The sequence below is a fragment of the Nocardioides ginkgobilobae genome (assembly GCF_054781275.1).
The window spans coordinates 56,756-82,053 of record NZ_BAAGUS010000003.1 but is presented as its reverse complement, the minus strand read 5'-3'; the positions used below and the strand labels follow the sequence as shown (position 1 = coordinate 82,053).

21 protein-coding genes are annotated in these 25,298 nt (G+C 73.0%); 10 read left to right on the top strand and 11 right to left on the bottom strand.

The genetic code is table 11. The features are described 5' to 3' along the window. Window positions 1-14: 14 nt before the first annotated feature. The 3 genes from purB to ACYVID_RS04360 all read right to left on the bottom strand — a co-directional run bounded on the left by purB (window position 15) and on the right by ACYVID_RS04360 (window position 4,172). Entirely contained in the window at window positions 15-1,454 is a 1,440-nt protein-coding gene (gene purB, locus ACYVID_RS04370; protein WP_460734783.1) for an adenylosuccinate lyase, read from the bottom strand. Window positions 1,455-1,588: 134 nt separating this feature from the next. After that, window positions 1,589-2,854: a phosphoribosylamine--glycine ligase gene (purD, locus tag ACYVID_RS04365; RefSeq protein ID WP_460735086.1), complete on the bottom strand. Its 1,266-nt coding sequence runs from the start codon at window positions 2,852-2,854 to the stop codon at window positions 1,589-1,591. 19 nt (window positions 2,855-2,873) lie between these two features. Then, window positions 2,874-4,172 carry an adenylosuccinate synthase gene (locus ACYVID_RS04360; protein ID WP_460734781.1) on the bottom strand — a complete coding sequence of 433 codons (1,299 nt, stop codon included), beginning with the start codon at window positions 4,170-4,172 and terminating at the stop codon, window positions 2,874-2,876. Between the two features lie 155 nt (window positions 4,173-4,327). Between ACYVID_RS04360 and ACYVID_RS04355 the strand changes: the two genes are divergently transcribed. Continuing rightward, window positions 4,328-5,239: a diacylglycerol/lipid kinase family protein gene (locus ACYVID_RS04355; RefSeq protein ID WP_460734779.1), complete on the top strand. Its 912-nt coding sequence runs from the start codon at window positions 4,328-4,330 to the stop codon at window positions 5,237-5,239. 119 nt (window positions 5,240-5,358) lie between these two features. Here ACYVID_RS04355 and ACYVID_RS04350 read toward each other — a convergent pair whose 3' ends face one another. Then, window positions 5,359-6,348 (bottom strand): response regulator transcription factor, encoded by a 990-nt coding sequence (locus ACYVID_RS04350; protein WP_460734777.1) that lies wholly within the window; start codon window positions 6,346-6,348, stop codon window positions 5,359-5,361. Window positions 6,349-6,698: 350 nt separating this feature from the next. Here ACYVID_RS04350 and lysS point away from each other — a divergent pair, with 350 nt between their 5' ends. Together lysS and ACYVID_RS04340 are read left to right on the top strand one after the other, a co-directional pair. Next, window positions 6,699-8,450, top strand: a complete 1,752-nt coding sequence (lysS, locus tag ACYVID_RS04345; RefSeq protein WP_460734775.1) for a lysine--tRNA ligase — start codon at window positions 6,699-6,701, stop codon at window positions 8,448-8,450. A 41-nt stretch (window positions 8,451-8,491) separates the two neighbouring features. Then, window positions 8,492-9,244 (top strand): PIG-L deacetylase family protein, encoded by a 753-nt coding sequence (locus tag ACYVID_RS04340; RefSeq protein WP_460734773.1) that lies wholly within the window; start codon window positions 8,492-8,494, stop codon window positions 9,242-9,244. A 69-nt stretch (window positions 9,245-9,313) separates the two neighbouring features. Here the strand turns inward: ACYVID_RS04340 and ACYVID_RS04335 are convergent, their stop codons facing one another. After that, on the bottom strand, window positions 9,314-9,742 hold the full coding sequence (locus ACYVID_RS04335) for a DUF3151 domain-containing protein (protein WP_460734771.1): 429 nt from the start codon (window positions 9,740-9,742) through the stop codon (window positions 9,314-9,316). A gap of 93 nt (window positions 9,743-9,835) precedes the next feature. Next, window positions 9,836-10,867 carry a class II fructose-bisphosphate aldolase gene (gene fbaA, locus ACYVID_RS04330; protein WP_460734769.1) on the bottom strand — a complete coding sequence of 344 codons (1,032 nt, stop codon included), beginning with the start codon at window positions 10,865-10,867 and terminating at the stop codon, window positions 9,836-9,838. Window positions 10,868-10,922: 55 nt separating this feature from the next. Here fbaA and ACYVID_RS04325 point away from each other — a divergent pair, with 55 nt between their 5' ends. Further along, a complete protein-coding gene (locus ACYVID_RS04325; RefSeq protein WP_460734767.1) occupies window positions 10,923-11,426 on the top strand; it encodes a DUF2867 domain-containing protein in 504 nt (167 codons plus the stop codon). A 71-nt stretch (window positions 11,427-11,497) separates the two neighbouring features. Further along, window positions 11,498-13,642: a M14 family zinc carboxypeptidase gene (locus ACYVID_RS04320; RefSeq protein WP_460734765.1), complete on the top strand. Its 2,145-nt coding sequence runs from the start codon at window positions 11,498-11,500 to the stop codon at window positions 13,640-13,642. A 105-nt stretch (window positions 13,643-13,747) separates the two neighbouring features. On the opposite strand, the gene ACYVID_RS04315 is transcribed toward ACYVID_RS04320, so the two are convergent. Beyond that, window positions 13,748-14,386, bottom strand: a complete 639-nt coding sequence (locus ACYVID_RS04315; RefSeq protein WP_460735084.1) for a TrmH family RNA methyltransferase — start codon at window positions 14,384-14,386, stop codon at window positions 13,748-13,750. A gap of 108 nt (window positions 14,387-14,494) precedes the next feature. On the opposite strand from ACYVID_RS04315, the gene ACYVID_RS04310 reads away from it, so the two are divergent. Next, window positions 14,495-15,172, top strand: coding sequence for a DedA family protein (locus ACYVID_RS04310; RefSeq protein WP_460734763.1), 678 nt, complete (start codon window positions 14,495-14,497; stop codon window positions 15,170-15,172). 43 nt (window positions 15,173-15,215) lie between these two features. On the opposite strand, the gene ACYVID_RS04305 is transcribed toward ACYVID_RS04310, so the two are convergent. Together ACYVID_RS04305 and pyrE are read right to left on the bottom strand one after the other, a co-directional pair. Beyond that, window positions 15,216-15,884: a DedA family protein gene (locus tag ACYVID_RS04305; protein ID WP_460734761.1), complete on the bottom strand. Its 669-nt coding sequence runs from the start codon at window positions 15,882-15,884 to the stop codon at window positions 15,216-15,218. Further along, window positions 15,881-16,438, bottom strand: a complete 558-nt coding sequence (pyrE, locus tag ACYVID_RS04300; RefSeq protein WP_460734759.1) for an orotate phosphoribosyltransferase — start codon at window positions 16,436-16,438, stop codon at window positions 15,881-15,883. The genes ACYVID_RS04305 and pyrE overlap by 4 nt, the downstream gene beginning before the upstream one ends. Window positions 16,439-16,462: 24 nt before the next feature. Between pyrE and ACYVID_RS04295 the strand changes: the two genes are divergently transcribed. Further along, window positions 16,463-17,647, top strand: a complete 1,185-nt coding sequence (locus ACYVID_RS04295) for a pyridoxal phosphate-dependent aminotransferase (protein WP_460734756.1) — start codon at window positions 16,463-16,465, stop codon at window positions 17,645-17,647. 173 nt (window positions 17,648-17,820) lie between these two features. Here ACYVID_RS04295 and ACYVID_RS04290 read toward each other — a convergent pair whose 3' ends face one another. Beyond that, entirely contained in the window at window positions 17,821-19,035 is a 1,215-nt protein-coding gene (locus ACYVID_RS04290) for a hypothetical protein (protein ID WP_460734754.1), read from the bottom strand. A 186-nt stretch (window positions 19,036-19,221) separates the two neighbouring features. Continuing rightward, entirely contained in the window at window positions 19,222-21,819 is a 2,598-nt protein-coding gene (gene clpB / locus ACYVID_RS04285; RefSeq protein WP_460734752.1) for an ATP-dependent chaperone ClpB, read from the bottom strand. A gap of 283 nt (window positions 21,820-22,102) precedes the next feature. On the opposite strand from clpB, the gene ACYVID_RS04280 reads away from it, so the two are divergent. The 3 genes from ACYVID_RS04280 (at window position 22,103) to ACYVID_RS04270 (ending at window position 25,258) form a co-directional block, all read left to right on the top strand. After that, a complete protein-coding gene (locus ACYVID_RS04280; RefSeq protein WP_460734750.1) occupies window positions 22,103-22,798 on the top strand; it encodes a hypothetical protein in 696 nt (231 codons plus the stop codon). Window positions 22,799-22,880: 82 nt separating this feature from the next. Next, window positions 22,881-23,603 (top strand): hypothetical protein, encoded by a 723-nt coding sequence (locus ACYVID_RS04275; protein ID WP_460734749.1) that lies wholly within the window; start codon window positions 22,881-22,883, stop codon window positions 23,601-23,603. 2 nt (window positions 23,604-23,605) lie between these two features. Continuing rightward, window positions 23,606-25,258, top strand: coding sequence for an ATP-binding response regulator (locus ACYVID_RS04270; protein ID WP_460734747.1), 1,653 nt, complete (start codon window positions 23,606-23,608; stop codon window positions 25,256-25,258). The last annotated feature ends 40 nt before the right edge of the window (window positions 25,259-25,298 follow it).

Genomic DNA, 25,298 nt, shown 5'->3' with positions numbered 1-25,298 from the left:
AACCCGGCCGCACCTCAGAGGATCGCCCCCGGCACGTACGCCGCGGCAGCGGGATGCTGCGCGCAGACCGCCTCGACGGCCCGGACGACCGCCTGGGTCTGCGCGACGGCGGCACCGGTGAAGCTGATCGGCTCGGCGACCAGCGCCTCGAGCTGCGCCTGGGTCAGCCCCAGCCGCTCGTCGGCGGCGAGCTTGGCGAAGACGTCGTTCTCGGCCTGGCCCTGACGCATCGCCAGGGCGGTGCCGACCGCGGCCTCCTTGATCGCCTCGTGCGCGCTCTCGCGGCCCACGCCGTTGCGCACCGCGCTCATGAGCACCTTGGTGGTGGCCAGGAACGGCAGGTAGCGGTCGAGCTCGCGCTGGATGACGGCCGGGAACGCACCGAACTCGTCGAGCACGGTGAGGAAGGTCTGGAACAGCCCGTCGACGGCGAAGAACGCGTCGGGCAGCGCGACCCGGCGTACGACGGAGCAGGAGACGTCGCCCTCGTTCCACTGGTCGCCGGCGAGCTCGCCGACCATCGACAGGTAGCCGCGGGTGACGACCGCGAGCCCGTTGACCCGCTCGCAGGAACGGGTGTTCATCTTGTGCGGCATCGCCGAGGAGCCGACCTGGCCCTCCTTGAAGCCCTCGGTGACGATCTCGTTGCCGGCCATCAGCCGGATCGTGGTCGCGAGGTTGGACGGGCCGGCGGTCAGCTGCACGAGCGCGGAGAGCACGTCGAAGTCGAGCGAGCGCGGGTAGACCTGGCCGACGCTCGTCAGCACCCGCTCGAAGCCGAGGTGCGCGGCGACCCGCTGCTCGAGGTCGGCGAGCTTCGCCTCGTCGCCGTCGAGCAGGTCGAGCATGTCCTGGGCGGTGCCCATCGGGCCCTTGATGCCGCGCAGGGGGTAGCGCGCGAGCAGGTCCTCGACCCGCTCGAGGCTGACGAGCATCTCGTCGGCGACCGTGGCGAACCGCTTGCCGAGCGTGGTGGCCTGCGCGGCGACGTTGTGGCTGCGACCGGCCATCACGGTGGTCTCGTGCTCGGCGGCCAGCCGGCCGAGGCGGGCCAGGGTGGCGACGGCACGGTCGCGGAGCAGCGCGAGGGACTGCTTGACCTGCAGCTGCTCGACGTTCTCGGTGAGGTCGCGGCTGGTCATCCCCTTGTGGATGTGCTCGTGACCGGCCAGCGCGCAGAACTCCTCGATGCGTGCCTTCACGTCGTGCCGGGTCACCCGCTCCCGAGCCGCGATCGACTCGAGGTCGACGGCCTCGGCGCCGCGGGCGGCGACGGCCTCGTAGGCCTCGACCACGCCGTCGGGCACCTCGATGCCCAGGTCGCGCTGGGCCCTCAGCACCGCGATCCACAGCTGGCGCTCCAGCACGATCTTGTGCTCGGGCGACCAGATCTGGGCGAGGTCGGCGGCGGCGTACCGGGTGGCGAGGACGTTGGGGACGGTCACGGCGGCCATTCTCGCGGGTGACGCGGCGGCGAGGCACATCGCGTCCGCCCCGTGTGAGGTTCAGCGGCGCCCCGACGAACCTCACGGTCCACCGCTGCACCTGCCGCGGGGCACCGCAAGGTCCAGCGGCGCCCCGATGAACCTCACACCTCGCCGGCCGCCGCCCTCGCCGCGATGTCCGTCCGGTGCTGGGCACCCTCGAACTCGATGGCGGCGACGCCGGCGTACGCCGCGTCCCGGGCCTCGGAGAGCGAGCCGCCGGTCCCGACGACCGCGAGCACCCGGCCGCCCGCGGTGACGACCGCGCGCTCGACCATGGCGGTGCCGGCGTGGATCACGTGCACGTCGGGCAGCGACTCGGCGTCGACCAGGCCGTGGATGACGTCGCCCTTCGACGAGGACTCGGGGTAGCCCGCGGAGGCCACGACGACCGCCACGGCGGCCCCGTCCTTCCAGCGCGGCGGCTCGACCGAGGCGAGGGTGCCGGTGGCGGCCCCCATCAGCAGCGGGGAGAGCGGGGAGTCGAGCAGCGCCATGAGCGGCTGGGTCTCGGGGTCGCCGAAGCGGGCGTTGAACTCCACGACGCGCAGGCCGCGCGAGGTCAGCGCGAGCCCGGCGTAGAGCAGCCCCGTGAAGGGCATGTCGCGGGCCGCCATCTCCTCCACGGTCGGCCGCAGCACGTCGCGCAGCACCTCGTCGACGAGGTCGGCCGGCGCCCACGGCAGCGGGGTGTAGGCACCCATGCCCCCCGTGTTGGGGCCCTCGTCGCCGTCGTGGATGCGCTTGAAGTCCTGGGCGGGCTGCAGCGGGTAGACCGTCGCACCGACCTCGGGGTCCCACGAGCAGATCGCGAAGAGCGAGACCTCGGGCCCGTCGAGGAACTCCTCGATCACCACCCGCTCGCACTGCGCGGCGTGCTCGACGGCGACGTCGCGGTCGAGGGTCACCACCACGCCCTTGCCGGCGGCCAGGCCGTCGTCCTTCACGACGTACGGCGGACCGAAGGCGTCGAGGGCGGCCTGCACCTCGACCGGGGTGCTGCAGACCATCGCCGCGGCGGTCGGGACGCCGGCGGCCTCCATGACGTCCTTGGCGAAGGCCTTCGAGCCCTCGAGCTGGGCCGCGGCGCCGGAAGGGCCGAAGACCGCGATCCCGCGGGCGCGGACCAGGTCGGCGACCCCCGCGACCAGCGGCGCCTCGGGGCCGATGACCACGAGGTCGACCAGCAGCGACTCGGCCAGGTCGGCCACGGCCTCGCCGTCCATCGGGTCGACCTCGTGCAGGGTGGCCACCGCGGCGATGCCCGGGTTGCCCGGGGCGCAGTGCACCGCGCGGACGCCGGGGTCGAGGGACAGCGCGCGGGCGAGGGCGTGCTCGCGGCCGCCGGTGCCGACGACGAGGCAGGTCAGGAGATCAGCCACGGGGTCCTCAGATCAGCGGGTGGACGACGACGGTCGCGTCGCGGGAGGGGCCGACGCCGACGGCGGAGATCCGCGCGCCGGACATCTGCTCCACCGCGCGCACGTAGGCCTGCGCGTTGGCGGGCAGCTCCTCGAAGGTCCGGGCGCCGGAGATGTCCTCCGACCAGCCGGGGAGGTACTCGTAGATCGGCACGGCGTGGTGGAAGTCGGTCTGGTTGACCGGCATCTCGTCGTGGCGGGTGCCCTTGACGTCGTAGGCGACGCAGACCGGGACCTGCTCGAGGCCGGTCAGCACGTCGAGCTTGGTGAGCACGAAGTCGGTCACGCCGTTGACGCGTGCGGCGTAGCGGGCGATGACCGCGTCGTACCAGCCGCAGCGGCGCGGCCGACCGGTGGTGGTGCCGAACTCGGCGCCGACCTTGCGCAGGTGCTCGCCGGCGTCGTCGAAGAGCTCGGTCGGGAAGGGGCCCTCGCCGACGCGCGTGGTGTAGGCCTTGACGATGCCGATGACCTGGTCCATCCGCATCGGCGGGATGCCGGAGCCGGTGCAGGCTCCGCCGGCGGTGGCCGAGGAGGACGTCACGAAGGGGTAGGTGCCGTGGTCGACGTCGAGCAGCGTGGCCTGGCCGGCCTCGAGCAGCACGGTCTCGCCGCGGTCCAGCGCCTGGTTGAGCAGCAGCCCGGTGTCGCGGACCATCGGGCGGATCCGGTCGGCGTGGGTGAGCAGCTCGGCCACGGTCTCGTCGACCGAGGGCGCGCGGCGGTTGTAGATCTTGGTGAGCACCTGGCCCTTGAGCTCGAGCGCGCCCTCGACCTTGGCGCGCAGGATCTTCTCGTCGAAGAGGTCCTGGATGCGGATGCCGATGCGGTTCATCTTGTCGGCGTACGTCGGGCCGATGCCGCGCCCGGTCGTGCCGAGCCGGCGCGACCCCAGGAATCGCTCGGTGACCTTGTCGAGCGTGCGGTTGTAGTCGGCGATCACGTGCGCGTTGGCGCTGATGACCAGGCGGGAGGTGTCCACGCCGCGGGCCTCGAGGCCGTCGAGCTCCTCGATGAGCACGTCGAGGTCGACGACCACGCCGTTGCCGATGACCGGGGTGCAGCCGGGCGTGAGGATGCCGGAGGGCAGCAGGTGCAGGGCGTACTTCTCGGTCTTGCCCTCCGGGGTGTTGATCACCACCGTGTGGCCGGCGTTGTTGCCGCCGTTGAACTTCACGACGTAGTCGACGCTGGAGCCGAGCAGGTCGGTGGCCTTGCCCTTCCCCTCGTCTCCCCACTGGGCACCGATGATGGCGATGGCGGGCATCTGCTCGCTCCTTGGGTTGCCGGACACTGCGCACACGACCCGGCGCGGGCGGGCGGGTCCCTCGCGGAAAAGCCGAGAGCCCCGCGCAAGTCGCCGGGGCTCTTGCAGCCGCACGCTACCAAAGCGGTCGCCCCGGCCGCGTAGTGTCCGTTCTCGTGGAGCCCCTCCTCGTGATCAGGAACAGCGACGCCGGCACCGACGACGAGGAGACCCTCGAGCGCGGCCTGGCGGTGCTGCGCGAGGCGACCTCGGTGGAGGTGGCCGCCACGGCCGACCCCGGGGAGCTCAACGGCGTCCTGCACCGGGCCGGCTCCCGCACGATCGTGGTCGCCGGCGGCGACGGCAGCATGCACGCGGTCGTCTCGGCGCTGCACCGCCGCCACGAGCTGGCCGACCGCACCCTCGCGCTGCTGCCGCTGGGCACCGGCAACGACTTTGCCCGCGGCAACGGCATCCCGCTCGACATCGAGGACGCGGCCCACGTCGTGCTCGCGGGCACCGCACGCCCCGTGGACCTGATCGTCGACGAGGTCGGCGAGGTCGTGGTCAACCACGTGCACGCCGGGGCCGGGGCCCAGGCCAGCCGACGCGGCGCCCGCTGGAAGGAGCGCCTGCACTCCGTGGGTGTCGGCAAGGTCAACCTCGGCAAGCTCGGCTACCCGATCGGCGCCCTGCTGTCCTCGGTCAAGCCGCCGTACGTCCGGCTCTGCGTCGAGGTCGACGGCCAGCGGGTCGTCGACCTCGACGAGCCGGTCCTCATGGTCGCCGTCGGCAACGGCCCCGACGTGGGCGGCGGCACCTCGCTCACCCCCGACGCCGACACCAGCGACGGCATGGTCGACGTGATGGTGGCGCGCGCGGTGGGGCCGCTCGCCCGCTTCGGGTACGCCGCCCAGCTGGTGCGCGGCAAGCACCCCGAGCGCGACGACGTGCTCTACCTCCGCGGGCGCACCGTCAAGATCTCCGGCGAGGCGTTCTACTGCTCGGCCGACGGCGAGATCTACGGCCCCGAACGCCACCGCACCTGGCGGGTCGAGCCCGGGGCGTACCGCATGGTCCTGCCCTGACCGGCTCCGCCCACCGCCGAACCGTCAGTTTCGAACCCCCGAGCCGTCAGTTCCGCACTCGCTCCGGGTGCGCAACTGACGGCTCGAGGGTTCAGAAGTGACGGCTCGGCGGTCCTCGTTCAGATCCAGCCGCGCTTGGCGGCCTCGACCCCGGCCTGGAAGCGGGAGTCGGCACCGAGGTCGGTCATGAGGTCGGCGACCCGGCGCCGGACCGTGCGGAGGCTGACGCCCAGGCGACGGGCGATCTGCTCGTCCTGGGCCCCCGAGGCCAGCTGCTGCAGCAGGAACGTGCGCAGGTCGCCGGAGCCGCGGCCGCTGGCGGTGGCGCTCAGCGGCGAGGCCTTGTCCCACATCGACTCGAACCACAGCGTCATCGCCTGCACCCAGCCGCGCTGGCGCACCAGGGACCGCGGCTCGTCGTACTGCCCGAGCGGCTCGGGCAGCACGACGTGGGTGGTGCCGATGACGATCATCCGCGTCGGCAGCTGCGGCATCAGCCGGATCTCCTCGCCGACGCTGGCCCGCAGGGCGAGGGTCTGCGGGGCCTCGGTGAGGGCACGGACGGGGTAGATCGCCCGGGAACGGCGACCCTTCGCGATCTGCTCGCTCACGATCTGGGCCATGGCGTCCTCGCGCGGCTTGCGGAACTGGTCGGGTCGCAGCCACAGCAGGTCGCCCTTGCTGTTGCTGATGAGCGAGGCCAGCAGCTGCACGGGGTTGCCGCCCGAGCTGATCTCGCCGTCGACCGGGTGCACGTCCTCGACCTCGCCGTCGGCGGGTCGGACGGTGGTGGCGGTGAGGTAGGGCAGGGCGCGCGCCACGGCATCGAGGCGCTCGTGGGCCGAGGCCGCAGACTCCGCACCCAGCGTGACCAGCCGCGCGACCGCCTCACCTGGCTGGAGCACGAAGATCCGCGACTCCTCGCAGGTGACGATCCCCATCTCCACCAAGGGGGCCAGGTCGCGCAGCAGCTCCTCCGGCGTGAGCAGCACCGACTGGGCCACCGACACCAGCTCGCGCCCGCTCTGGGGCAGCACCTGCTGGTAGGCCCGGTCGGCGGCCTTGCCGAAGCCGAGCGCCGAGATCACCGACTCCGGAGCGGGCGCCATGGACCGAGTGTAAAGGGAATGACAGGTTCGTGCCAGAGGCAGCCAGCCTCCCCGTGGCACCGTCAGGACAGGCAAGGATGGCTGCGGTGGACCGCCGACCCTGGTCGGCGGCTGGAGCACCTTTCGTCGGGGGATGAACGCGCTCCGCTCCACCTCAGGGCGTCGGGGTCGCCTCAGGGGACGGCCCCGACGCCCTCGTCCGTCATCTCGGCCCTGTCCGCACGCACGTCGTCGCTGCTCGCCCGTCCGGCGCCACCCGGTAGCGTGACGACGCCCGTCCCCGGGCGACACCGCCCACCGCGCCCCGCACCACCGCGGGCGCCCTCGCCGAGCCCCAGGAGCAGCACCCCATGCCACGAGGCGGCACCGCCGACCAGCCCACCGAGCCGATCGACTGGGTGACCCGCGCGGCCGACGACGCCATCCGGCACGCCGGCGGCCAGGAGGCGCTCGTGCACGGGCTGCCCGAGGGCCGGGTCGTCACCTGCGCGTCGGGCGCCAGCCCGTCCGGGCCGATCCACCTGGGCAACCTCCGGGAGTTCCTCACGCCGCACTTCGTGGCCGAGGAGCTGCGCCGCCGTGGGGTCGCGGTCCGGCACCTGCACTCGTGGGACGACTTCGACCGCTTCCGCAAGGTGCCCGCCGGGGTCGACCCGAGCTGGGCCGAGCACATCGGGCGCCCGCTCTCCGCCGTACCCGACCCGTGGGAGTGCCACGCGTCGTGGGCCGAGCACTTCAAGGCGCCCCTGCGCGAGGCGCTCGTCGAGCTCGGCGTCGAGATGGTCGAGGTCTCCCAGACCGAGCAGTACCTCGCCGGCGCCTACACCGAGCAGGTCCTGCACGCGATCAGGCACCGCGACGTCATCGAGGAGGTGCTCGGCAGGTTCCGCACCAAGAAGGTCGAGCCCACCCCGGAGTCCGAGCAGGAGGCGGCCGCGCTCGCGGACTCCGTCGCCGAGGACGACGAGACCGACGAGCAGGGTGGCTCCGGGACGGGCGACCTGGCCCGCTTCCCCTACCGCCCCTACTGCCGCACCTGCGGCCGCGACACCGTCGACATCACGGCGTACGACGACGACACGACCGACCTCGACTACACCTGCACCTCCTGCGGGGAGAGCCACACGACCAACGTCGCCACCCAGCACGAGGGCAAGCTCGTGTGGAAGGTCGACTGGCCGATGCGCTGGGCCTACGAGGGCGTCGACTTCGAGCCCGGCGGCCTGGACCACTCCACGCCCGGCTCGTCGTACACGGTCGGCAAGGAGCTGGTGCCGCGGCTCTTCGACTTCCGCGCCCCGTCGTACGTCGCCTACGCCTTCGTCGGCTTCGCCGGCATGCAGAAGATGTCGTCCTCGGCCGGCGGCGTGCCCACCGCCGCGGACGCGCTGCGCATCCTGGAGCCGCCGATCCTGCGCTGGCTCTACGCCCGCCGCCAGCCCAAGCAGGCCTTCGACATCGACTTCGGCCCCGAGGTCGTCCGCCTGTACGACGAGTGGGACAGCCTGGCCCGCAAGGCCGTCGACCCCGCCAAGCGCGACGCGCAGGTGCTGGCGCGCGAGCGCGCGGTCGCCACCTCCTCGGCCGGGACCCTGCCCTCCCCCAAGGTCGTCGTCCCCTTCCGGCTGCTGAGCTCGGTCGCCGACGTGACCGCCGGCTCCGCGGAGCTGATCAGCCGGATCGTCGGCGACGTCGGCCACGCCCACGACTCCGTCGAGGACCTCGAGCCGCGGCTGGGCCGCGCGATGACCTGGATGTCGGAGTACGTCCCCGCCTCCGAGCGCACCACCGTCCGCGAGACCAAGGACGCCGAGCGGCTGGCCTCGCTCTCCGAGGACGAGGAGCTCTGGCTGCGCCAGCTGCTCGACCGGCTGCCGGACCGCCTCGAGCTCGAGGAGACGACCGCTCTCATCTACGGCGTGCCCAAGCTCGCCCGCGGCATGGGGCTCGACGACCCGCCGACCGACGAGGTCAAGGCCGACCAGAAGGCGTTCTTCGGCCTGCTCTACCACCTGCTCGTCGACGCCGAGCGCGGTCCGCGGCTGCCCACGCTGTTCCTGGCGCTGGGTGCGGAGAAGGTGCGCGCACTGCTGACGCCGTGAGGGGGCTCGTGCCCCGTCCACCGGAGGGGCACCATGGCGGGATGGAGAAGCCCACGCCGCTGGAGCCGCTGCGCGAGGACTGGGAGCGGATGCTCTGCGTCGTCGCCCACCCCGACGACCTGGAGTTCGGCGCGGCGGCGGCCGTCGCCCGCTGGACCGGCCAGGGCAAACAGGTCGTCTACTGCATGGTGACCTCCGGCGAGGCCGGGATCGACGCGCTGCACCCCGACGAGGCGCGCACCGTCCGCGAGGCCGAGCAGGTCGAGTCCGCGCGGGTCGTGGGCGTGGACGTCGTGGACTTCCTCGGCCTGCCCGACGGGGTGCTCGAGCACGGCGTGCCGCTGCGCCGCGCGATCGCCGAGGTCGTGCGGCGGCACCGGCCGGAGGTCGTGCTCACCGGCAACTTCCGCGACACCTGGGGCGGGGCCAACCTCAACCAGGCCGACCACATCGCGGTCGGGCGGGCGGTCCTGGACGCGGTCCGCGACGCGGGCAACCGGTGGGTCTTCACCGAGCAGCTGGCCGAGGGCGGCGGCACCCTGGAGAAGTGGGGCGGCGTCGGGGAGGTCTGGGCCTTCGGGTCACCCCAGTCCACGCACGCGGTCGACACGACCGCCACGTTCGACGCCGGCGTGGCGAGCCTCGAGGCGCACGCGGCGTACATCGAGGGCCTGGGGTGGGACGACTTCGACCCGCGCGAGTTCCTCGAGGGGATGGCCCGGGCCACCGGACAGCGGCTCGGCTGCACGTTCGCCGCGCCGTTCGAGGTGTTCCCGATGGGCTGGGGCGAGTAGCGGAGCGGGGGCCTCGTGGCTCGTCGCTGACGCGGCGAGCGCAGCGAGCCACGAGACCCTGCGGCCCGCTCAGCCCAGGTCGGAGAGCAGCTGGTCGTACGCCGTGGGGCTGGAGTCGCGCAGGAAGGTCGAGCAGCGCTCCCACTCGTCGGTCTCACCGATGCTGCGCGCGGCCATCGCCAGCAGCGCCAGGCAGGTGAGGAAGCCGCGGTTGGGCTCGTGCTCCCACGGCACCGGGCCGTGGCCCTTCCAGCCGTTGCGGCGCAGCATGTCCAGGGAGCGGTGGTAGCCGACCCGCGCGTAGGCGTAGATCGTCACCGGGTCGGCCTGCTCGGAGACGGCCTGGCCGGCCAGCGCCGCCCACGCGAAGGGGCTCGCCGGGAACTTCCGCGCGACGGCGTACGTGTCCTCGCCCGCGGCCAGCGAGGGCGCCGCGGGGTCCTCGGGGAGGTGGGTGGGCGGCGGGCCCGCCATCAGGTCCTGTCCGATCTGCGTCATCCCGCCATCGTGCCAGGACGCCACTGACGCAGTCGTGCCCCCCAGCGCGCGCCGGAGCGCACGCGGAGGGGCACGACGAGGTGCGTGTGGCGCTCAGCCCAGCGTGCGACCGGCCGAGCGGAGGTTCTCGCAGGCCTCGACGACGCGGGCGGCCATGCCGGCCTCGGCGGCCTTGCCCCAGGCGCGCGGGTCGTAGGCCTTCTTGTTGCCGACCTCGCCGTCGACCTTGAGCACGCCGTCGTAGTTCTGGAACATGTGCGCGGCCGCCGGCCGAGTGAAGGCGTACTGGGTGTCGGTGTCGACGTTCATCTTCACCACGCCGTAGTCGACGGCGTCGGCGATCTCCTGCGGGCTCGAGCCCGAGCCGCCGTGGAAGACCAGGTGGAAGGGCTTGGCGCCGGCCTCGAGGCCGAACTCGCCGACCACGGCCTCCTGCGCGGCCTTGAGCACCTCGGGGCGCAGCTTGACGTTGCCCGGCTTGTAGACGCCGTGCACGTTGCCGAAGGTCAGCGCGGTCATGTAGTAGCCGCGGTCGCCGTAGCCGAGCGCCTTCGCGGTGGCGATGGCGTCCTCGGGGGTGGAGTAGAGCTTCTCGTTGATCTCGTTCTCGACGCCGTCCTCCTCGCCGCCGACCACGCCCACCTCGATCTCGAGGATGATCTTGGCCGCGATGCACTTCTCCAGCAGCTCGCTGGCGATGGAGAGGTTCTCCTCCAGCGGCACGGCCGAGCCGTCCCACATGTGCGACTGGAAGAGCGGCGCCTCGCCGCGCTGGACCCGCTCGGCGGAGAGCGCCAGCAGCGGGCGGACGAAGCCGTCGAGCTTGTCCTTGGGGCAGTGGTCGGTGTGCAGCGCGATGTTGACGGGATAGTTCTTGGCCACCTCGGCGGCGTACGCCGCGAAGGCCACCGAGCCGGTGACCATGTCCTTGCGGGTCGGGCCGGAGAGGTACTCCGCGCCACCCGTGGAGACCTGGATGATCCCGTCGGAGCCGGCGTCGGCGAAGCCCTGCAGCGCGGCGTTGAGCGTCTGGCTGGAGGAGACGTTGATCGCGGGGAACGCGTAGGCACCGCCCTTCGCGGCGTCCAGCATCTCGGCGTACTTCTCTGGGGTGGCGATGGGCACGGTGCGCTCTCCTCGGGTGGGGTGGGACCGCCCGCCACCCTAGTAGGACTGGGTCATGGTCTCGACCGGCATCTCGCTGCACTCCTCACGACGGGTGTCGACGGTCCCGCTGGGTCCCGACGAGGTGTGGGCGGTGGTGGCCGGCGCCGGCCCCGGCCGTCACTGGTACGCCGACGCCGCACCGTTCGTGGTGCGCGGCGCGATCGACCGCGCGGTGCTCGGCGGTGGTCGCCGCTGGCCGGTGCCGGACGGTCCGCTGCTGCGGGCCGGGGACCGGGCCGGGTTCTGGGTGGTGCGGGCCGCCGGGGACCGGCCGGGTGGTCATCGGCTGGTGCTCGAGGCCGCGGTCCGGGCCCCGGGGACGGTCACGCTGACCGTGCTCGTCACGGCGCGGGACGAGGGCACCGAGGTCGACCTCCGGGTCCGGCTGGACCCCCGGGGCGTGCTCGGAGCGGCGTACCTCCTGGCCGACCTGCCGGCCCGGGAGGCCGTCGTCGAGCTGACCCACCGACGGCTGGTGGGCGATGTCACCCGCGGGGGCGGCGACCCACACGCGTGACCTGGCGGCCGATGGAGCGTTGATCACGCAACCCGCCCTCCCCTGACTCGGGACACCCCAGGAGCACGACGATGATCCGCCGCACCCGCCTGGCCCGGGCCGCCACCGCGACCCTCGCCACCCTCGCCCTCGCGTTCCCGCTCGCCGGGACCGCCTCCACCAGCACCGCCGCCAACCCGCTGAAGGACTACTTCGCACCGCGGTTGGTCACGGTGGACACACCCCACCGCGATGCCAAGGAGAAGCTCCAGAGCCTCGGCCTGGACCTCACCGAGCACGCCGGCCACGACTACGTCGAGGTCGTCCTGCACACGCCGGCCGACCTGGCCGCGCTGGTCGCGGGCGGCTTCACCTTCGACGTGCGCATCCCCGACCTGATCAAGCGCGGCATCGAGGTCGCCGAGATCAACGAGGCGTTCGCCGAGGCGACCACCCGCTCCGCCCTCCCCTCCGGCCGCGACGCCTACCGCACCCTCGAGGACTACAACGCCGACATGGCGGCGTTGGCCGAGGACCACCCGAAGCTGGTGAAGTCGATCACCCTGCCGCTGCCCAGCCTCGAGGGCCGGACCATCCAGGGCGTCGAGATCGGCAGCGACGTGACCGAGCCGCCCAGCGGCCGGCCGACCTTCCTGCTCATGGGCGTCCACCACGCCCGCGAGTGGCCCTCGGGCGAGCTCGCGATGGAGTTCGCCGTGGACCTCGCCAAGAGCTACGGCAAGGACCAGCGGATCACCCGCCTGCTCGACAAGGCCCGGGTCGTGGTCGTGCCCGTCGTGAACGTCGACGGCTTCAACCTCTCCCGCACCAGTGGCGAGTTCGTCGACCTGCGCGACCTCAACGACACCGGCCTCGACCCGCTCGGCGGCCAGACCTCGATCCTGGCCACGCCCGGCTTCGCCTACATGCGCAAGAACTGCCGCCTCGTCGACGGCCAGGACACCCCCGACGGCGCGTGCGCCGCGCAGCTGAGCACCCCCGGCGGCTTCCTGCTGGGCGTCGACCTCAACCGCAACTACGGCGGGTTCTGGGGCGGTCCCGGCGCTGCCGGCAGCCTGCCCGAGCCGAGCGGTGACCGGATCGCCGGCCCGGTCGACCCGACCTACCGCGGTGCCGCTCCGTTCTCGGAGCCGGAGACCCAGAACATCCAGCAGCTGGTGCGCGAGCGCCAGGTGACGATGCTCATCTCCAACCACACCTTCTCCAACCTGGTGCTGCGGCCCAACGGCGTCGCCCCCACCACCGTCGGCCCCGACGGCCTGCCCGTCGGTGACGCACCCGACGAGAAGGCGCTGAAGAAGCTGGGCGCCAAGATGACCTCGGCGAACGGCTACCAGAACATCCACGGCTGGCAGCTCTACGACACCACCGGCACGACCGAGGACTGGTCCTACAACGCCACCGGCGGCTTCGGCTACACCTTCGAGATCGGCGCCAATGAGTTCCACCCGCCGTACCCCGAGGTGATCGACGAGTACCTCGGCGCAGGTGAGTACGAGGGCAAGGGCAACCGCGAGGCCTACCTCACCGCCCTGGAGCACGCCGTCGACACCCGCTTCCACGGTGTCATCAAGGGCAAGGCCCCCGCGGGTGCCACCCTGCGCCTGACGAAGACCTTCGACTCCCCCACGTGGGAGTCCAGCTTCGAGGACTTCCTGGACTCCTCCATCGAGGTCGGCCGCAACGGCGCGTTCTCGTGGGTCGTCAACCCCTCGACCCGCCCCGTCGTGCGTCCGCGCACGATCACCGCGATCGCCGAGGAGCCGTTCAAGAGCGAGGTCGTCGAGGGCGGCGCCACCGAGCCGGTCGTCGGCAGCGTCGACCACGAGTACGTCGTCACCAAGAAGACCGACCTCTTCCGGATCGACCTGGACTGGCCGACCCCGGACGACTTCGACCTCGAGGTCTACCTCAAGAAGGGCGACGAGCTCGTCGAGGTCGGTTCCTCCGGCAACCAGCCGGGCTCCAAGGAGCAGGTCGAGCTGGTCGACGCCGTGAAGGGCACCTACGTGATCCGGGTCCTCAACTTCGCCTCCGTCTCCCCCAGCTACACCCTCACCATGGGCCAGTACAAGGGCGTCACGAAGCGGACCAAGGGCGAGAAGGAGTCCTACACGCTGACCTGCGAGGTCGACGGCAAGGCGAAGTCCTCCCAGAAGGTCTTCATCGACCGTGGCCAGGTCCGCAGCCTGGACCTGCGGCGCGCCTGCCGCTGACCCGGCACCGCTGCTGACGCAGCACACCGCACCACCACGAGGGGGCGGCGACCGCGAGGTCGCCGCCCCCTCTGCCGCGCCACCCGTCGTAGGCCGCGAGGCGGCTCAGCCGCGCCAGGCCGCCTCGGTGTCCAGGTCGGCGTGCTGGACGACCCAGGTGTGCATGGCGATCGCGGCGGCGGCGGAGGCGTTGATGGACCTGGTCGAGCCGAACTGCGCGATCGAGAAGGTGGCGTCGCACGCCTCGCGCGCGGTCTCGGAGAGCCCGGGGCCCTCCTGCCCGAACAGGAAGCAGACCCGCTCGGGGATCCGCATCGACTCCAGGTGCTGGGAGCCCGGCAGGTTGTCGACGCCGTGGAGCGGCAGTCCCTCCTGCCTCAGGTACGCCGCGAGGTCCTCGACGCTCGGGTGGTGCCGCACGTGCTGGTAGCGGTCGGTGACCATCGCTCCGCGGCGGTTCCACCGACGGTTGCCGACGATGTGCACCTCGGCGGCGAGGAAGGCGTTCGCGGTGCGCACGACGGTGCCGATGTTGAAGTCGTGCTGCCAGTTCTCGATGGCCACGTGGAAGCCGTGCCGCCGGGTGTCGAGGTCGGCCCGGATCGCTTCCAGGCTCCAGTAGCGGTAGCGGTCCACGACGTTGCGCCGGTCGCCGTCGCGCAGCAGCTCGGGGTCCCAGTGCTCCCCCGTCGGCCACTCCCCCGGCCAGGGGCCGACGCCCACCTCGGCCGGGCCGTGCGGCATCGGGTCGTACGGCGCTCGCCGGTCCTCGCCGGACGCGCCCGCAGCGTTCGCCTGATCGACACCTGTCACATCCGCACCGTAGTAGGGACCAGTGACTAGGCTGTCGCCGTGTTGGGGATCGAGCCGCTGCTATTCGGCATCGAGTTCCTCGACCTCGAGTGGTGGCTGGGCCACCTCGGGCAGACCCTGTTCTGGGTGGCGCTGGCCGTCGTCTTCGTCGAGTGCGGGCTGCTCTTCCCGTTCCTGCCGGGCGACACGCTGCTCTTCAGCCTCGGGCTCTTCATCGCCACCGGCGAGATCGACCTCTTCCCCGGCAGCGCGGCGGTGGAGCTGGCGATCGCCATGACCCTGCTGGTCGCCGCGGCGTTCCTCGGCAACGTCGCGGGCTACGAGATCGGCCGCAAGGTCGGCCCGCCGCTCTACGAGCGCGACGGCCGGTTCCTGCGGCGCAAGCACTTCGACCGCACGCACGAGTTCTTCGACCAGCACGGTGCGCTGGCGCTCATCCTGGGCCGCTTCGTCGCCTTCGTGCGCACCTTCGTCACCGTGGTCGCCGGCGCCACCCGGATGGACCGCCACGTCTTCCTCGTCTGGAGCTTCGTCGGCGCGGTGCTCTGGGTCCTGTCCATCACGATGCTGGGCTACTTCCTCGGCAACATCGAGTGGCTCGGGGACAACCTCGACTTCGCGCTGCTGGCGATCCTCGCCGTCTTCGCCGTCCCGCTGGTCGTCGAGTGGCGCCGCGAGGTCGCCCGCGACCGGGCCCGCGGCGCCGAGAGCGCCTGACGCGACCCGCGCGGGCGGCCCTCCAGCTGGGACCGGGCCGGGCTCAGGCCTCCGGCGGGACCCGCAGGCTGCGGATCCGGACGAGCACCCACACGCACAGCGCCAGGCCGACCAGCCCCACGACGACGTACTTGTAGGTGCCGATGACGTCCTCGACCCGGAACCACTGCTCGCCCAGCTGGTAGCCCGCGAGCACGAAGGCGGTGTTCCAGATCAGCGAGCCGGCCAGCGTGAGGCCGAGGAACTGCAGCACCGGCATCCGCTCCACCCCGGCCGGCACGGAGATGAGGCTGCGGAAGATCGGCACCATCCGGCCGAAGAAGACCGCCTTGCGGCCGTGCCGGCCGAACCACGCCTCGGTGCGCTCGAGGTCGGAGGTCTTGGTCAGCGGCAGCAGGTCCCAGATGCGGTACATCCGGTCGCGGCCCAGCAGCACGCCCAGCCAGTACAGGACGATCGCACCGACGACCGAACCGGCCGTGGTCCACACGATCGCCTCGGCCAGGCTGAAGGTGCCGCGGCTGGCGGTGAAGCCGGCGAGCGGGAGGATGATCTCGCTGGGCAGCGGCGGGAAGAGGTTCTCCAGCGCGATGGCGATGCCGGCCCCGGGCGGGCCCAGCCGCTCCATCAGGTCGACCGCCCAGCCGGCGACGCCGTCGAGCTCGGCGGGGTCGCCGCTCGTCGACGCGGCCAGGACCGCGGAGGCGATCACGCGTCGGCGCCCTGGCGCGCCGCGGCCGCCGCGTCGAGCTCGGCGCGGGTGAGCACCGGGCGGACCTCCAGCTCGACATCGGCCAACGGGTTCTCCTCAGCTGGGCTCCGGTCGATGGCGCAGACCACCGTGGTGACGACCGCACCGGCCGCGCGCAGCTCGCGCGTGGCGTCGCGCACCGCACCGCCGGTGGTGACGACGTCCTCGATCAGCGTGACCCGACGGCCCGCGACGTCGGGACCCTCGGCCAGCTTGCAGGTGCCGTACTCCTTGGCCTTCTTGCGCACGAAGAGTGCGGGCAGCCCGGTCAGCTGCGCGACCATCGTGGCGATCGGCACGCCGCCGAGCTCCAGGCCGCCGAGCAGCTCGGTGTCCTCGGGCAGCAGCTCGACCATCTGCGTGGCGACCCGGTGCAGCAGCGCGGGGTCGGACTCGAAGAGGTACTTGTCGAAGTAGGTGTCGGCCACCTGGCCCGAGCGCAGCGTGAAGGAGCCGGTCAGCCGGCAGCGGGCGTCGATGTCGGCAGCGAGGGTCTCGTCGTTCACGGCTGCCATTCAACCCTGTCTACGGTGGGAGGCATGGGCACCCCTCCCCCGCTCGCGTCCCGGCTGGACGGGATCGCGCCGACGGTCTTCTCGGAGTTCTCGGCGCTCGCGGTGCGCACCGGGGCGGTCAACCTCGGGCAGGGCTTCCCCGACGTCGACGGCCCGTCCTCCGTGGTCGAGCGTGCGGTCGAGGCGCTGCGCTCGGGTGCCAACCAGTACGCCCCCGGCACCGGCGTCCCCGCGCTGCGGCGAGCGGTCGCCGCGCACCAGCTGCGCCACCACGGCATCGAGCTGGACCCCGACACCGAGGTCTGCGTGACCACCGGCGCCACCGAGGGCATCGCGGCCGCGCTGCTGGCCCTGGTCGAGCCCGGCGACGAGGTGCTCGTGCTGGAGCCGTCGTACGACTCCTACGACGCGATGATCGCGATGGCCGGCGGCGTACGCCGGGCCGTGACCCTGCGCGCACCGGCGTACCGCCTCGACGCCGACGCCCTGCGCGCCGCCGTCGGGCCGCGCACCCGGCTGCTGCTGCTCAACTCCCCCCACAACCCGACCGGCACGGTGCTGACCCGCGCCGAGCTCGCCGCCGTCGCCGCGGTCGCGGTCGAGCACGACCTGCTCGTGGTGACCGACGAGGTCTACGAGCACCTGGTCTTCGACGAGGCGGGCGACGGGCACGTGCCGCTGGCGACGCTGCCGGGGATGCGCGAGCGCGTGCTCAGCCTCTCCAGCGTGGGCAAGTCGTGGTCGTTCACGGGCTGGAAGGTGGGCTGGGCGACCGGCCCGGCGCCGCTGGTCGCCGCGGTGCTGGCCGCCAAGCAGTGGTTGACGTTCACCTCGGGTGCCCCGCTGCAGCCGGCGGTCGCCCACGCCCTGGAGCACGAGGACGCGTGGCCGCTGGAGCTCGCCCGCGACCTCCAGCGCCGCCGCGACCTGCTGCTCGCCGGCCTCCGCGGCCTCGGGCTGGAGCCGCGGACCAGCGAGGGGACCTACTTCACCGTCACCGACGTCGAGCAGCTCGGCTGGGCCGACGGCCGGGCCTTCTGCCTCGGCGTCGCCGAGCGGGCCGGCGTGGTCGCGATCCCGCTCCAGGGCTTCCACGGCCCCGAGTCCCAGGACGCCGGGCGGCACCTGGTGCGCTGGGCGTTCTGCAAGACCCCCGAGGTGATCGAGGAGGGGCTGGACCGGCTGGCCCGGGCGGCGCTCACCCGCTGACCCGGCCGATCCCGCTGGTCGAGCATCGAGCGCCTACCCACCGTTGGTCGAGCAGCGAGCGCCAGCGAGCGTCGTCGAGACCGCGTGAGACGCCCGTGGACGCCGACCACACACAGGTGCGGCGGTCTCGACGACGCCCTCGCCCAGCGGCTCTGGCGGCTCGACCAACAGGCTCAGCGAGCGGCGTACCAGGCCCGCACCTCGGGCCGCAGCAGCAGCGCGAGGGCCCCGGAGGCCATGGCGAGCGGGATGAGCGCGATGAACGCCCCGAGCAGGGAGAGCAGCAGGAACAGCCCCGCAGACAGCCCCGCCGAGACGCAGAGCAGCACCCACGCCCAGGTCCGGCCGGTCCAGGCGAAGGAGGCGACCAGCGCAGCGGCCAGCGCCCACGCCACGAACCCGGCCAGGAACGCGTACACCGCGACCCGCACCTGGTCGACGGTGATCTCGCCGGCGGTGGTGGGGTTCTGGGCGATGGCGCGCTCGATCTCCTCGTCGACCAGCGCCGGGTCGAGGGCGATCGCGACCACGACCAGCACGAGGCCGACCACCACGAGCGCGCAGGTGATCCAGGTGAGGACCAGGCCGGCGCGCAGGGGGTTCGGCTTCGGGCCGCGCTGCGCGGGGACAGGCGGGCCCCAGGCACCGGGCTGACCCGACGGGACCGGCCAGGCACCGGGCTGGCCGGGCTGCTCCGACGTACCGACCGGCTGGTCGACGCCGGCGGGCCGCTGCCCGAACCCGGGGTACGCCGCCGGGCCGGTCGACGCGGGCGCCGGACCGTCGCCGACCGGGCTGCCCGTCGGGGGCGGCCAGGAGGGGGCCTGGCCGCGGTCCTCGGTCGGGGCCGCGGGCGGCGTGGGTGCGAAGGGGTCGGGCCGACCGCCGTCCCTGCCGCGCGCGGCGTCCTGCTCCCGACGCGCGTCACCGGGCGGTCGGAGGAACCGCTCGGGGACGGGGTCGCCGTTGAGCCAGGCGCGCGCGGGCTGGAGCCACAGGATGACCGCGGCGGCGGCCACGAGCGAGGTGGTGAAGCCGCCGGCGACCAGGCCGGCGAGGAACATCGGCACCGCGAGGATGCTCAGTGCCAGCCGGGCCGAGCGGCTGCGCTGCATGACCTGCCAGCCGAGGATGGCGGTCGCCGCAGCGCATGCGCCGGTGACCATCGCCAGGACCCGGATCGCCTCGAGGACCTCGCTGACCTGGAGGTCGAGACCGTCGAGCGGTGGCTGGGCGAGGGTCTCCTCGACACCCCGTCGGGTGTCGAGGGAGTCCAGGGCGCCGATCTGGGCGAAGACCGAGGCGATGACCAGCGCCGATCCGATGATCGTCACCCACCCGGCCATCGTGACCTGGCGGGGACGGGCGTGGGGGTCGGGGGCGGGCACGCCCCCCATTCCAGCAGACCCCCGGTCGGTCCGGGCACGGCCGCCCGGCAGCGACTCCGGTGGCCGAGGTGCGAGCGCAGCCAGCCACGAGACCCTCGCCAGTCACGACAGGGGTCTCGCGGCTCGTCGCTGACGCTCCTCGCACCTCGACCAGCGGGAGCAGCCCTCGACCGGCGAGGGGCCGGCTCAGGCGGGGGTCAGCACCAGCCCCGAGCCGGACTCGTCCACGTCGACGAAGACCGAGCCGCCGTCGGTGACCTCGCCCCCGATCAGCATCCGCGCGAGCGGGTCGCCGATGGCCGACTGGATCAGCCGCCGCAGCGGGCGGGCGCCGTACGCCGGGTCGTACCCGACGTCGGCCAGCCAGGTCTGCGCAGCCTCGCTGACCCGGATGCCGATGCGGCGCACGGCCAGCCGCTTCTCCAGCAGCGCCAGCTGCAGGTCGACGATGTGGGTCAGGTCGTCCTTGGACAGCGCGTCGAAGGTGACGATCTCGTCGAGCCGGTTGAGGAACTCCGGCTTGAAGGACGCGCGCACCGCACCCATCACCTGCTCGCGCCGCAGCCCGGGGTCGAGCAGCGGGTCGACGAGGTACTGCGAGCCCAGGTTGCTGGTGAGGATGAGCAGCGTGTTGCGGAAGTCGACGGTGCGGCCCTGCCCGTCGGTGAGCCGGCCGTCGTCGAGCACCTGCAGCAGGATGTCGAAGACCTCGGGGTGCGCCTTCTCGACCTCGTCGAGCAGGACCACGGAGTACGGCCGGCGACGGACCGCCTCGGTGAGCTGGCCGCCCTCGTCGTACCCGACGTAGCCCGGAGGGGCACCGACGAGCCGCGAGACCGCGTGCTTCTCGGAGTACTCGCTCATGTCGATGCGGACGATCGCCCGCTCGTCGTCGAAGAGGAAGTCCGCGAGGGCCTTGGCCAGCTCGGTCTTGCCCACACCGGTCGGGCCGAGGAAGAGGAACGAGCCGGTCGGGCGGTTCGGGTCGGCGATCCCGGCCCGCGAGCGGCGTACGGCGTCGCTCACCGCGGTGACCGCCTCGCGCTGGCCGATGAGGCGGCCGCCGATGACCGACTCCATCTCCAGCAGCTTGGTCGACTCGCCCTCGAGCAGGCGCCCCGTGGGGATGCCGGTCCAGGCCTCGACGACGTCGGCGATCTGCTCGGGGCCCACCTCCTCGCCGACCAGCGGCTCCAGCTCCTCGTCGCCGGGCGTGGAGGCCGCAGCCTCGATCTGCTTCTCCAGCGCGGGGATCCGGCCGTAGAGGATCTCGCTGGCCTGTCCGAGGTCGCCCTCGCGCTGCAGCCGCTCCGCCTCGATCCGCAGGGCGTCCAGCTGGCGGCGCAGCTCGCCCTCGCCCTCCAGCGAGGACTTCTCCCGCTCCCAGCGGGCCTCGAGACCGCGCAGCTCCTCCTCCTTGTCGGCGAGGTCCTGGCGCAGGGCGGCGAGCCGCTCGACCGAGGCGTCGTCGGACTCCTTGGCCAGCGCGAACTCCTCCATCTTCAGTCGGTCGACCTGACGGCGGAGCTGGTCGACCTCCTCCGGGGAGGACTCGATCTCCATCCGCAGCCGGGAGGCGGCCTCGTCGATCAGGTCGATGGCCTTGTCGGGCAGCTGGCGCCCGGAGATGTAGCGGTCCGACAGGGTCGCGGCCGCGACCAGGGCGGCGTCGGTGATGCGGACACCGTGGTGCGCCTCGTACTTCTCCTGGATGCCACGCAGGATCTGGATGGTGTCCTCGACCGAGGGCTCGCCGACGAAGACCTGCTGGAAGCGGCGCTCCAGCGCCGGGTCCTTCTCGATCCGCTCGCGGTACTCGTCCAGCGTGGTGGCGCCGATCATGTGCAGCTCGCCGCGCGCCAGCATCGGCTTGAGCATGTTGCCGGCGTCCATGGCCGAGTCGCCGCCCGCGCCCGCCCCGACGACGGTGTGCAGCTCGTCGATGAAGGTGATGACGCGCCCCTCGGCGGCCTTGATCTCCTCCAGCACGGCCTTGAGCCGCTCCTCGAACTCGCCGCGGTACTTCGCGCCGGCCACCATCGCGGCCAGGTCGAGCGACAGCACGCGCCGGCCCTTGAGGGAGTCGGGGACGTCGCCGGCGACCACGCGCTGGGCCAGCCCCTCGACGACCGCGGTCTTGCCGACGCCCGGCTCGCCGATGAGCACGGGGTTGTTCTTCGTGCGCCGGCTCAGCACCTGCACGACGCGTCGGATCTCCGCGTCGCGGCCGATGACCGGGTCCAGGCGCCCCTCCTCCGCGGCGGCGGTCAGGTCGACGGAGTACTTCTCCAACGCCTCGTAGGTCGACTCGGCGTCCTGGCTCGTGACCCGGCGCGACCCGCGGACGGCGGTGAGCGACTCGCGCAGCCCGGCCTCGGTGAGGCCGACGTCGGTGAGCACCTTCTGGGCGCTGGACTCGGTGCCGGCCATCGCGATGAGCAGGTGCTCGGTGGCGACGTAGTCGTCCTTGAGCGAGGCGGCGAGGTCGAGGGCTCCGGCCAGCACGCGGGTCAGGGCGGCCGAGGCGGCCGGCTGCTGCACCGTCGCGCCGGTGGCGCGCGGGAGCACCTCGAGCGCGGCCCGTGCCCCGTCGACCAGGGCCGCGGTGTCGACGCCGGCCTTGGTCACCAGGGACCGGGCGACACCGTCCTCCTGCGACAGCAGGGCCACGAGTAGATGAATCGGCTCGGTGGCCGAGTGGCCGGCCTTCGTGGCGGTCAGCTGGGCGGTCTCGATGGCCTCTCTGCTGCGGGTCGTGAACTTGTCGGCGCCGAACTGGCTCATGGGGTCTCCTCCTGCGACCGGGGACGGACCGAGTCTGGCCGTCACCCGCTGCAACGCGCCAGGACTTGAGTCTGTTCCGCTCAAGTTATCTGAATTTGCAGCACATGGCCCGAGTGGTACCCCCGCCGGCATGGCCGATCGGTCAGACCCGCGGGCGCCGCGCAGCAATGTCCCCAATCCCCTGTCCGCCTCGGCGGCACGGGCCTACCGTGGGCTCGGGCCACCTCGCCTGGGGAGACGGGGTGTGGGAGGGAGACCCGTGACTGCCTCGTCGTTGGACAGCGTGAGCCTGCTCGCCCACGGAGTGCACTACGCACTCGTGGCGGTCGGGCTGGTCGGCCTCGCCTGGCTGCTGGCACCGCAAGTGCTGCCCGGCGTCGCCGGCGTGCTGCCGCGCGACGACCACGCCCGCCGGGTCGCCGCGCTGCGCGAGGCCGTCGCGACCGGGCGGCTGCTCACCGTCGGCCCCACGACCGCCTGCGCCCGACCTCCGGTGACGCTGTCCCTGCACCTGCCGCTGGCGGTGGTGGCGAGTGCCGCCGCGGCCGGCGTGCACGCGGCGATGGGTCCGGCCCACCTCCGGACCCTCCCGGTCCTCGGCGTCTTCTTCGTCGCGGCCACCGTGGTGCAGCTGGCCTGGGCGTCCGCGGTGCTCCGGCGCCCGAGCCGGGCCCTGCTGCACGCCGGGATCGTGCTCAACCTCGGCCTCGTGGGGCTCTGGCTCCTGACCCGCACCTGGGGCCTGCCCCTGGGGCTGATGCCCGAGCCCGAGGCGGTGGGTCCCTGGGACCTGGCGGCCGCGGCCTGGGAGCTGGTGGTGGTCGCCGCCTGCGCGGCACTGCTGCGGGCCGTCCCACCCACGGCGTACGCCGGCCTCCGGCTGCCGCCGTGGGTCGACTGGCACCGCGGCGCGACCGCCGTGGCCGTGCTCTCGCCACTCCTGCTGCTGGGGCTGACCCTCGGCGGGGGGCACGGGTGAGGCCGCCGGCGGGGGCCGCCGACGACCGGCACGACGACCGGCACAGCACTGACGACAGCACCAGGGAAGGGAGGTGACCGGCATGGAGTCCTGGGTCATCGGGATGATCAGCAACGGGATCATCGCCGTCGCCTACCTGCTCATCTGCATGGCGATCGTGGTGCCGCTGGCGCGCAGCGGCCAGCTGCGCACCAACCCGCTCGGAGCCGCCACCGCCTCGATCTTCTTCTCCTGCGCGGTGCACCACGGGATCCACGCGATCCACATGCTGCTGCCGTCCCTCGACATCGACACCGAGCGCGGGCTGGCGATGCGTGCGGCGTGGCACTGGCCGCTGTCGATCTGGGACGTCGTCGGGGCGGTCGTGGCGCTCTACTACTGGAGCCTGCGGCGCAACTACTCCTCGCTCATGGAGGGCGCCCAGCTCTTCCAGGACCTGCGCCAGCGCGAGCAGCAGGCCCTCGAGCTCAACGACACCGTCCTGCAGGGACTGGTCGTGGCCAAGATGGCCCTCGACCTCGACGACACCAAGCGCGCCCACGAGTCGCTGAGCGTGTCCATCGACTCCGCGAGCCGGATCATCACCGACCTGCTCGGCAGCAGCGCCAGCCTCGACCTGGTCCGCAGCACGCCTGCCGCGCTGGCGGTCCAGGACGCGGCCGGCCGCTCGGGCGGCACCGCCACCGCGACCGTCGTGGACGCCGCGACCGCTGGCGCCGCGACCACCGAGCCCGCCGGACCGGTCACCGCACCGGCCGAGGACCCGCACCCGCACAGCCACACGAAGGACGCCGAGAGGTCATGACCATGAGCGCCGCACCCCGAGTCCGTCCGCTCCGGACGGTCATCATCGACGACACCGCCGACCTCCGCGACCTGCTGCGCCTCGCACTGGACCGCGGCGGCTTCGACGTCGTCGGCGAGGCCGGCGACGGCAAGGCCGGCATCGACGTCGTGCGCGCCGAGCGCCCCGACGTGGTGCTGCTCGACCTGTCGATGCCCGTGATGGACGGCCTGGAGGCGCTCCCGGCCATCCGGCGTACCTGCCCGAGCGCCAAGATCATCGTGCTGTCCGGGTTCGGGGCGACCCAGATGTCGGAGCGGGCGATGGCCCAGGGCGCCGACGGCTACGTGCAGAAGGGCGCCTCACTCGACTCCATCCTCGACTACGTCCGCGACATGACCGCGGGGGCGCCGCCGCGCACGCCGCGCTCGCTCTCGGTCGTCCCCCCGCTGGAGGCGCCGGAGAGCCTGGCCCCGACGCCGCCGGCCTTCCCCCGGCCCGACCCCGCCGCGCCCGCCGGGACCTCGCCGCAGCCGGCCGACCCGGCGCGACCGCAGGCCGCCGCGTCCACCGTCGCCCCGGCGACGGTCGTGTCGCACGTCCCGGCGCCGCCGAGCCTGGACGCGCCGGTCACGCCCGGCGGGGTGAGCGCCTCCCCCATCTCGTGGTGGCAGGCGATGAGCATGGCGCCGGTCGGGATCCTGGAGCTGGCCGACGAGCCGCTCTTCCGCATCGTCTACGCCAACACCACCGCCCAGCGGGTCATCGGCGGCAAGACCAGCCCCGGCACCCCGCTGGGCTTCGCGGCCCCGACCCTGGCCTCGCTCGTGGCCTACCACCGCCTGGACGCCGACGCCTCCTTCGAGGTCGAGCTCGACGGCGGCACGTGCCGGGCCACCATCCGGCGTACCGGCTGGTCGCTGCTGGTCTACCTCGACTCCACCTCCGACGACGTGGCCCTGCTGCGCCGCGCCATCGCCACCACCGCCCACGAGATCCGCGGCCCGGTCGCGGTCATCTGCGGCATCGCCGAGGCCAGCGGCTGGGACGGCGACGCCCAGCTCGACCCGGAGATGCAGCGCCGGCTGATGTCGTCGGTCGCCCGTCAGGCGCGGATGCTCGACAGCATCACCGCCGACCTGCTGACCGCCGCCCAGATCCAGCGCGGCACCCTGCGCATCGACCTCGCCCCCGTCTGCGCCCGCAGCGTGGTGGAGTCGGTCGCCGGCGACCGCTACGGCCTCGACGTCGAGATCGTGGTCGAGGACGACCGGCTCGTCCGCGCCGACGCCCTGCGCCTGGAGCAGATGGTGAGCAACCTGCTGGGCAACGCGATCAAGTACGGCGAGGCGCCCTACACGATCCGGATCCGCCCGGACTCCGCCCGACCCGACCACGTCGCCATCGACGTCGTCGACCGCGGCGCCGGCGTGCCCGAGGAGTTCCGCGACCAGCTGTTCAAGGAGTTCTCCCGCGCCACCGGCACGGTCGCCACCGGCACCGGGCTGGGCCTGCACGTCGTGCGGACCCTCGCCGAGGCGCAGAACGGCCGCGTCACCTACCGACCGGGCCAGTACGGCGGCTCGGTCTTCACGATCTCCCTGATGGCGGTCACCGAACCGCCGCTCTCCGAGCCGCCCGTGGAGGGAGCGGGCGGACCGACCGACCGGTCGTAGCCGGCTGGTCGATCCGCAGGATCAGGGAGTGCCGACCCCT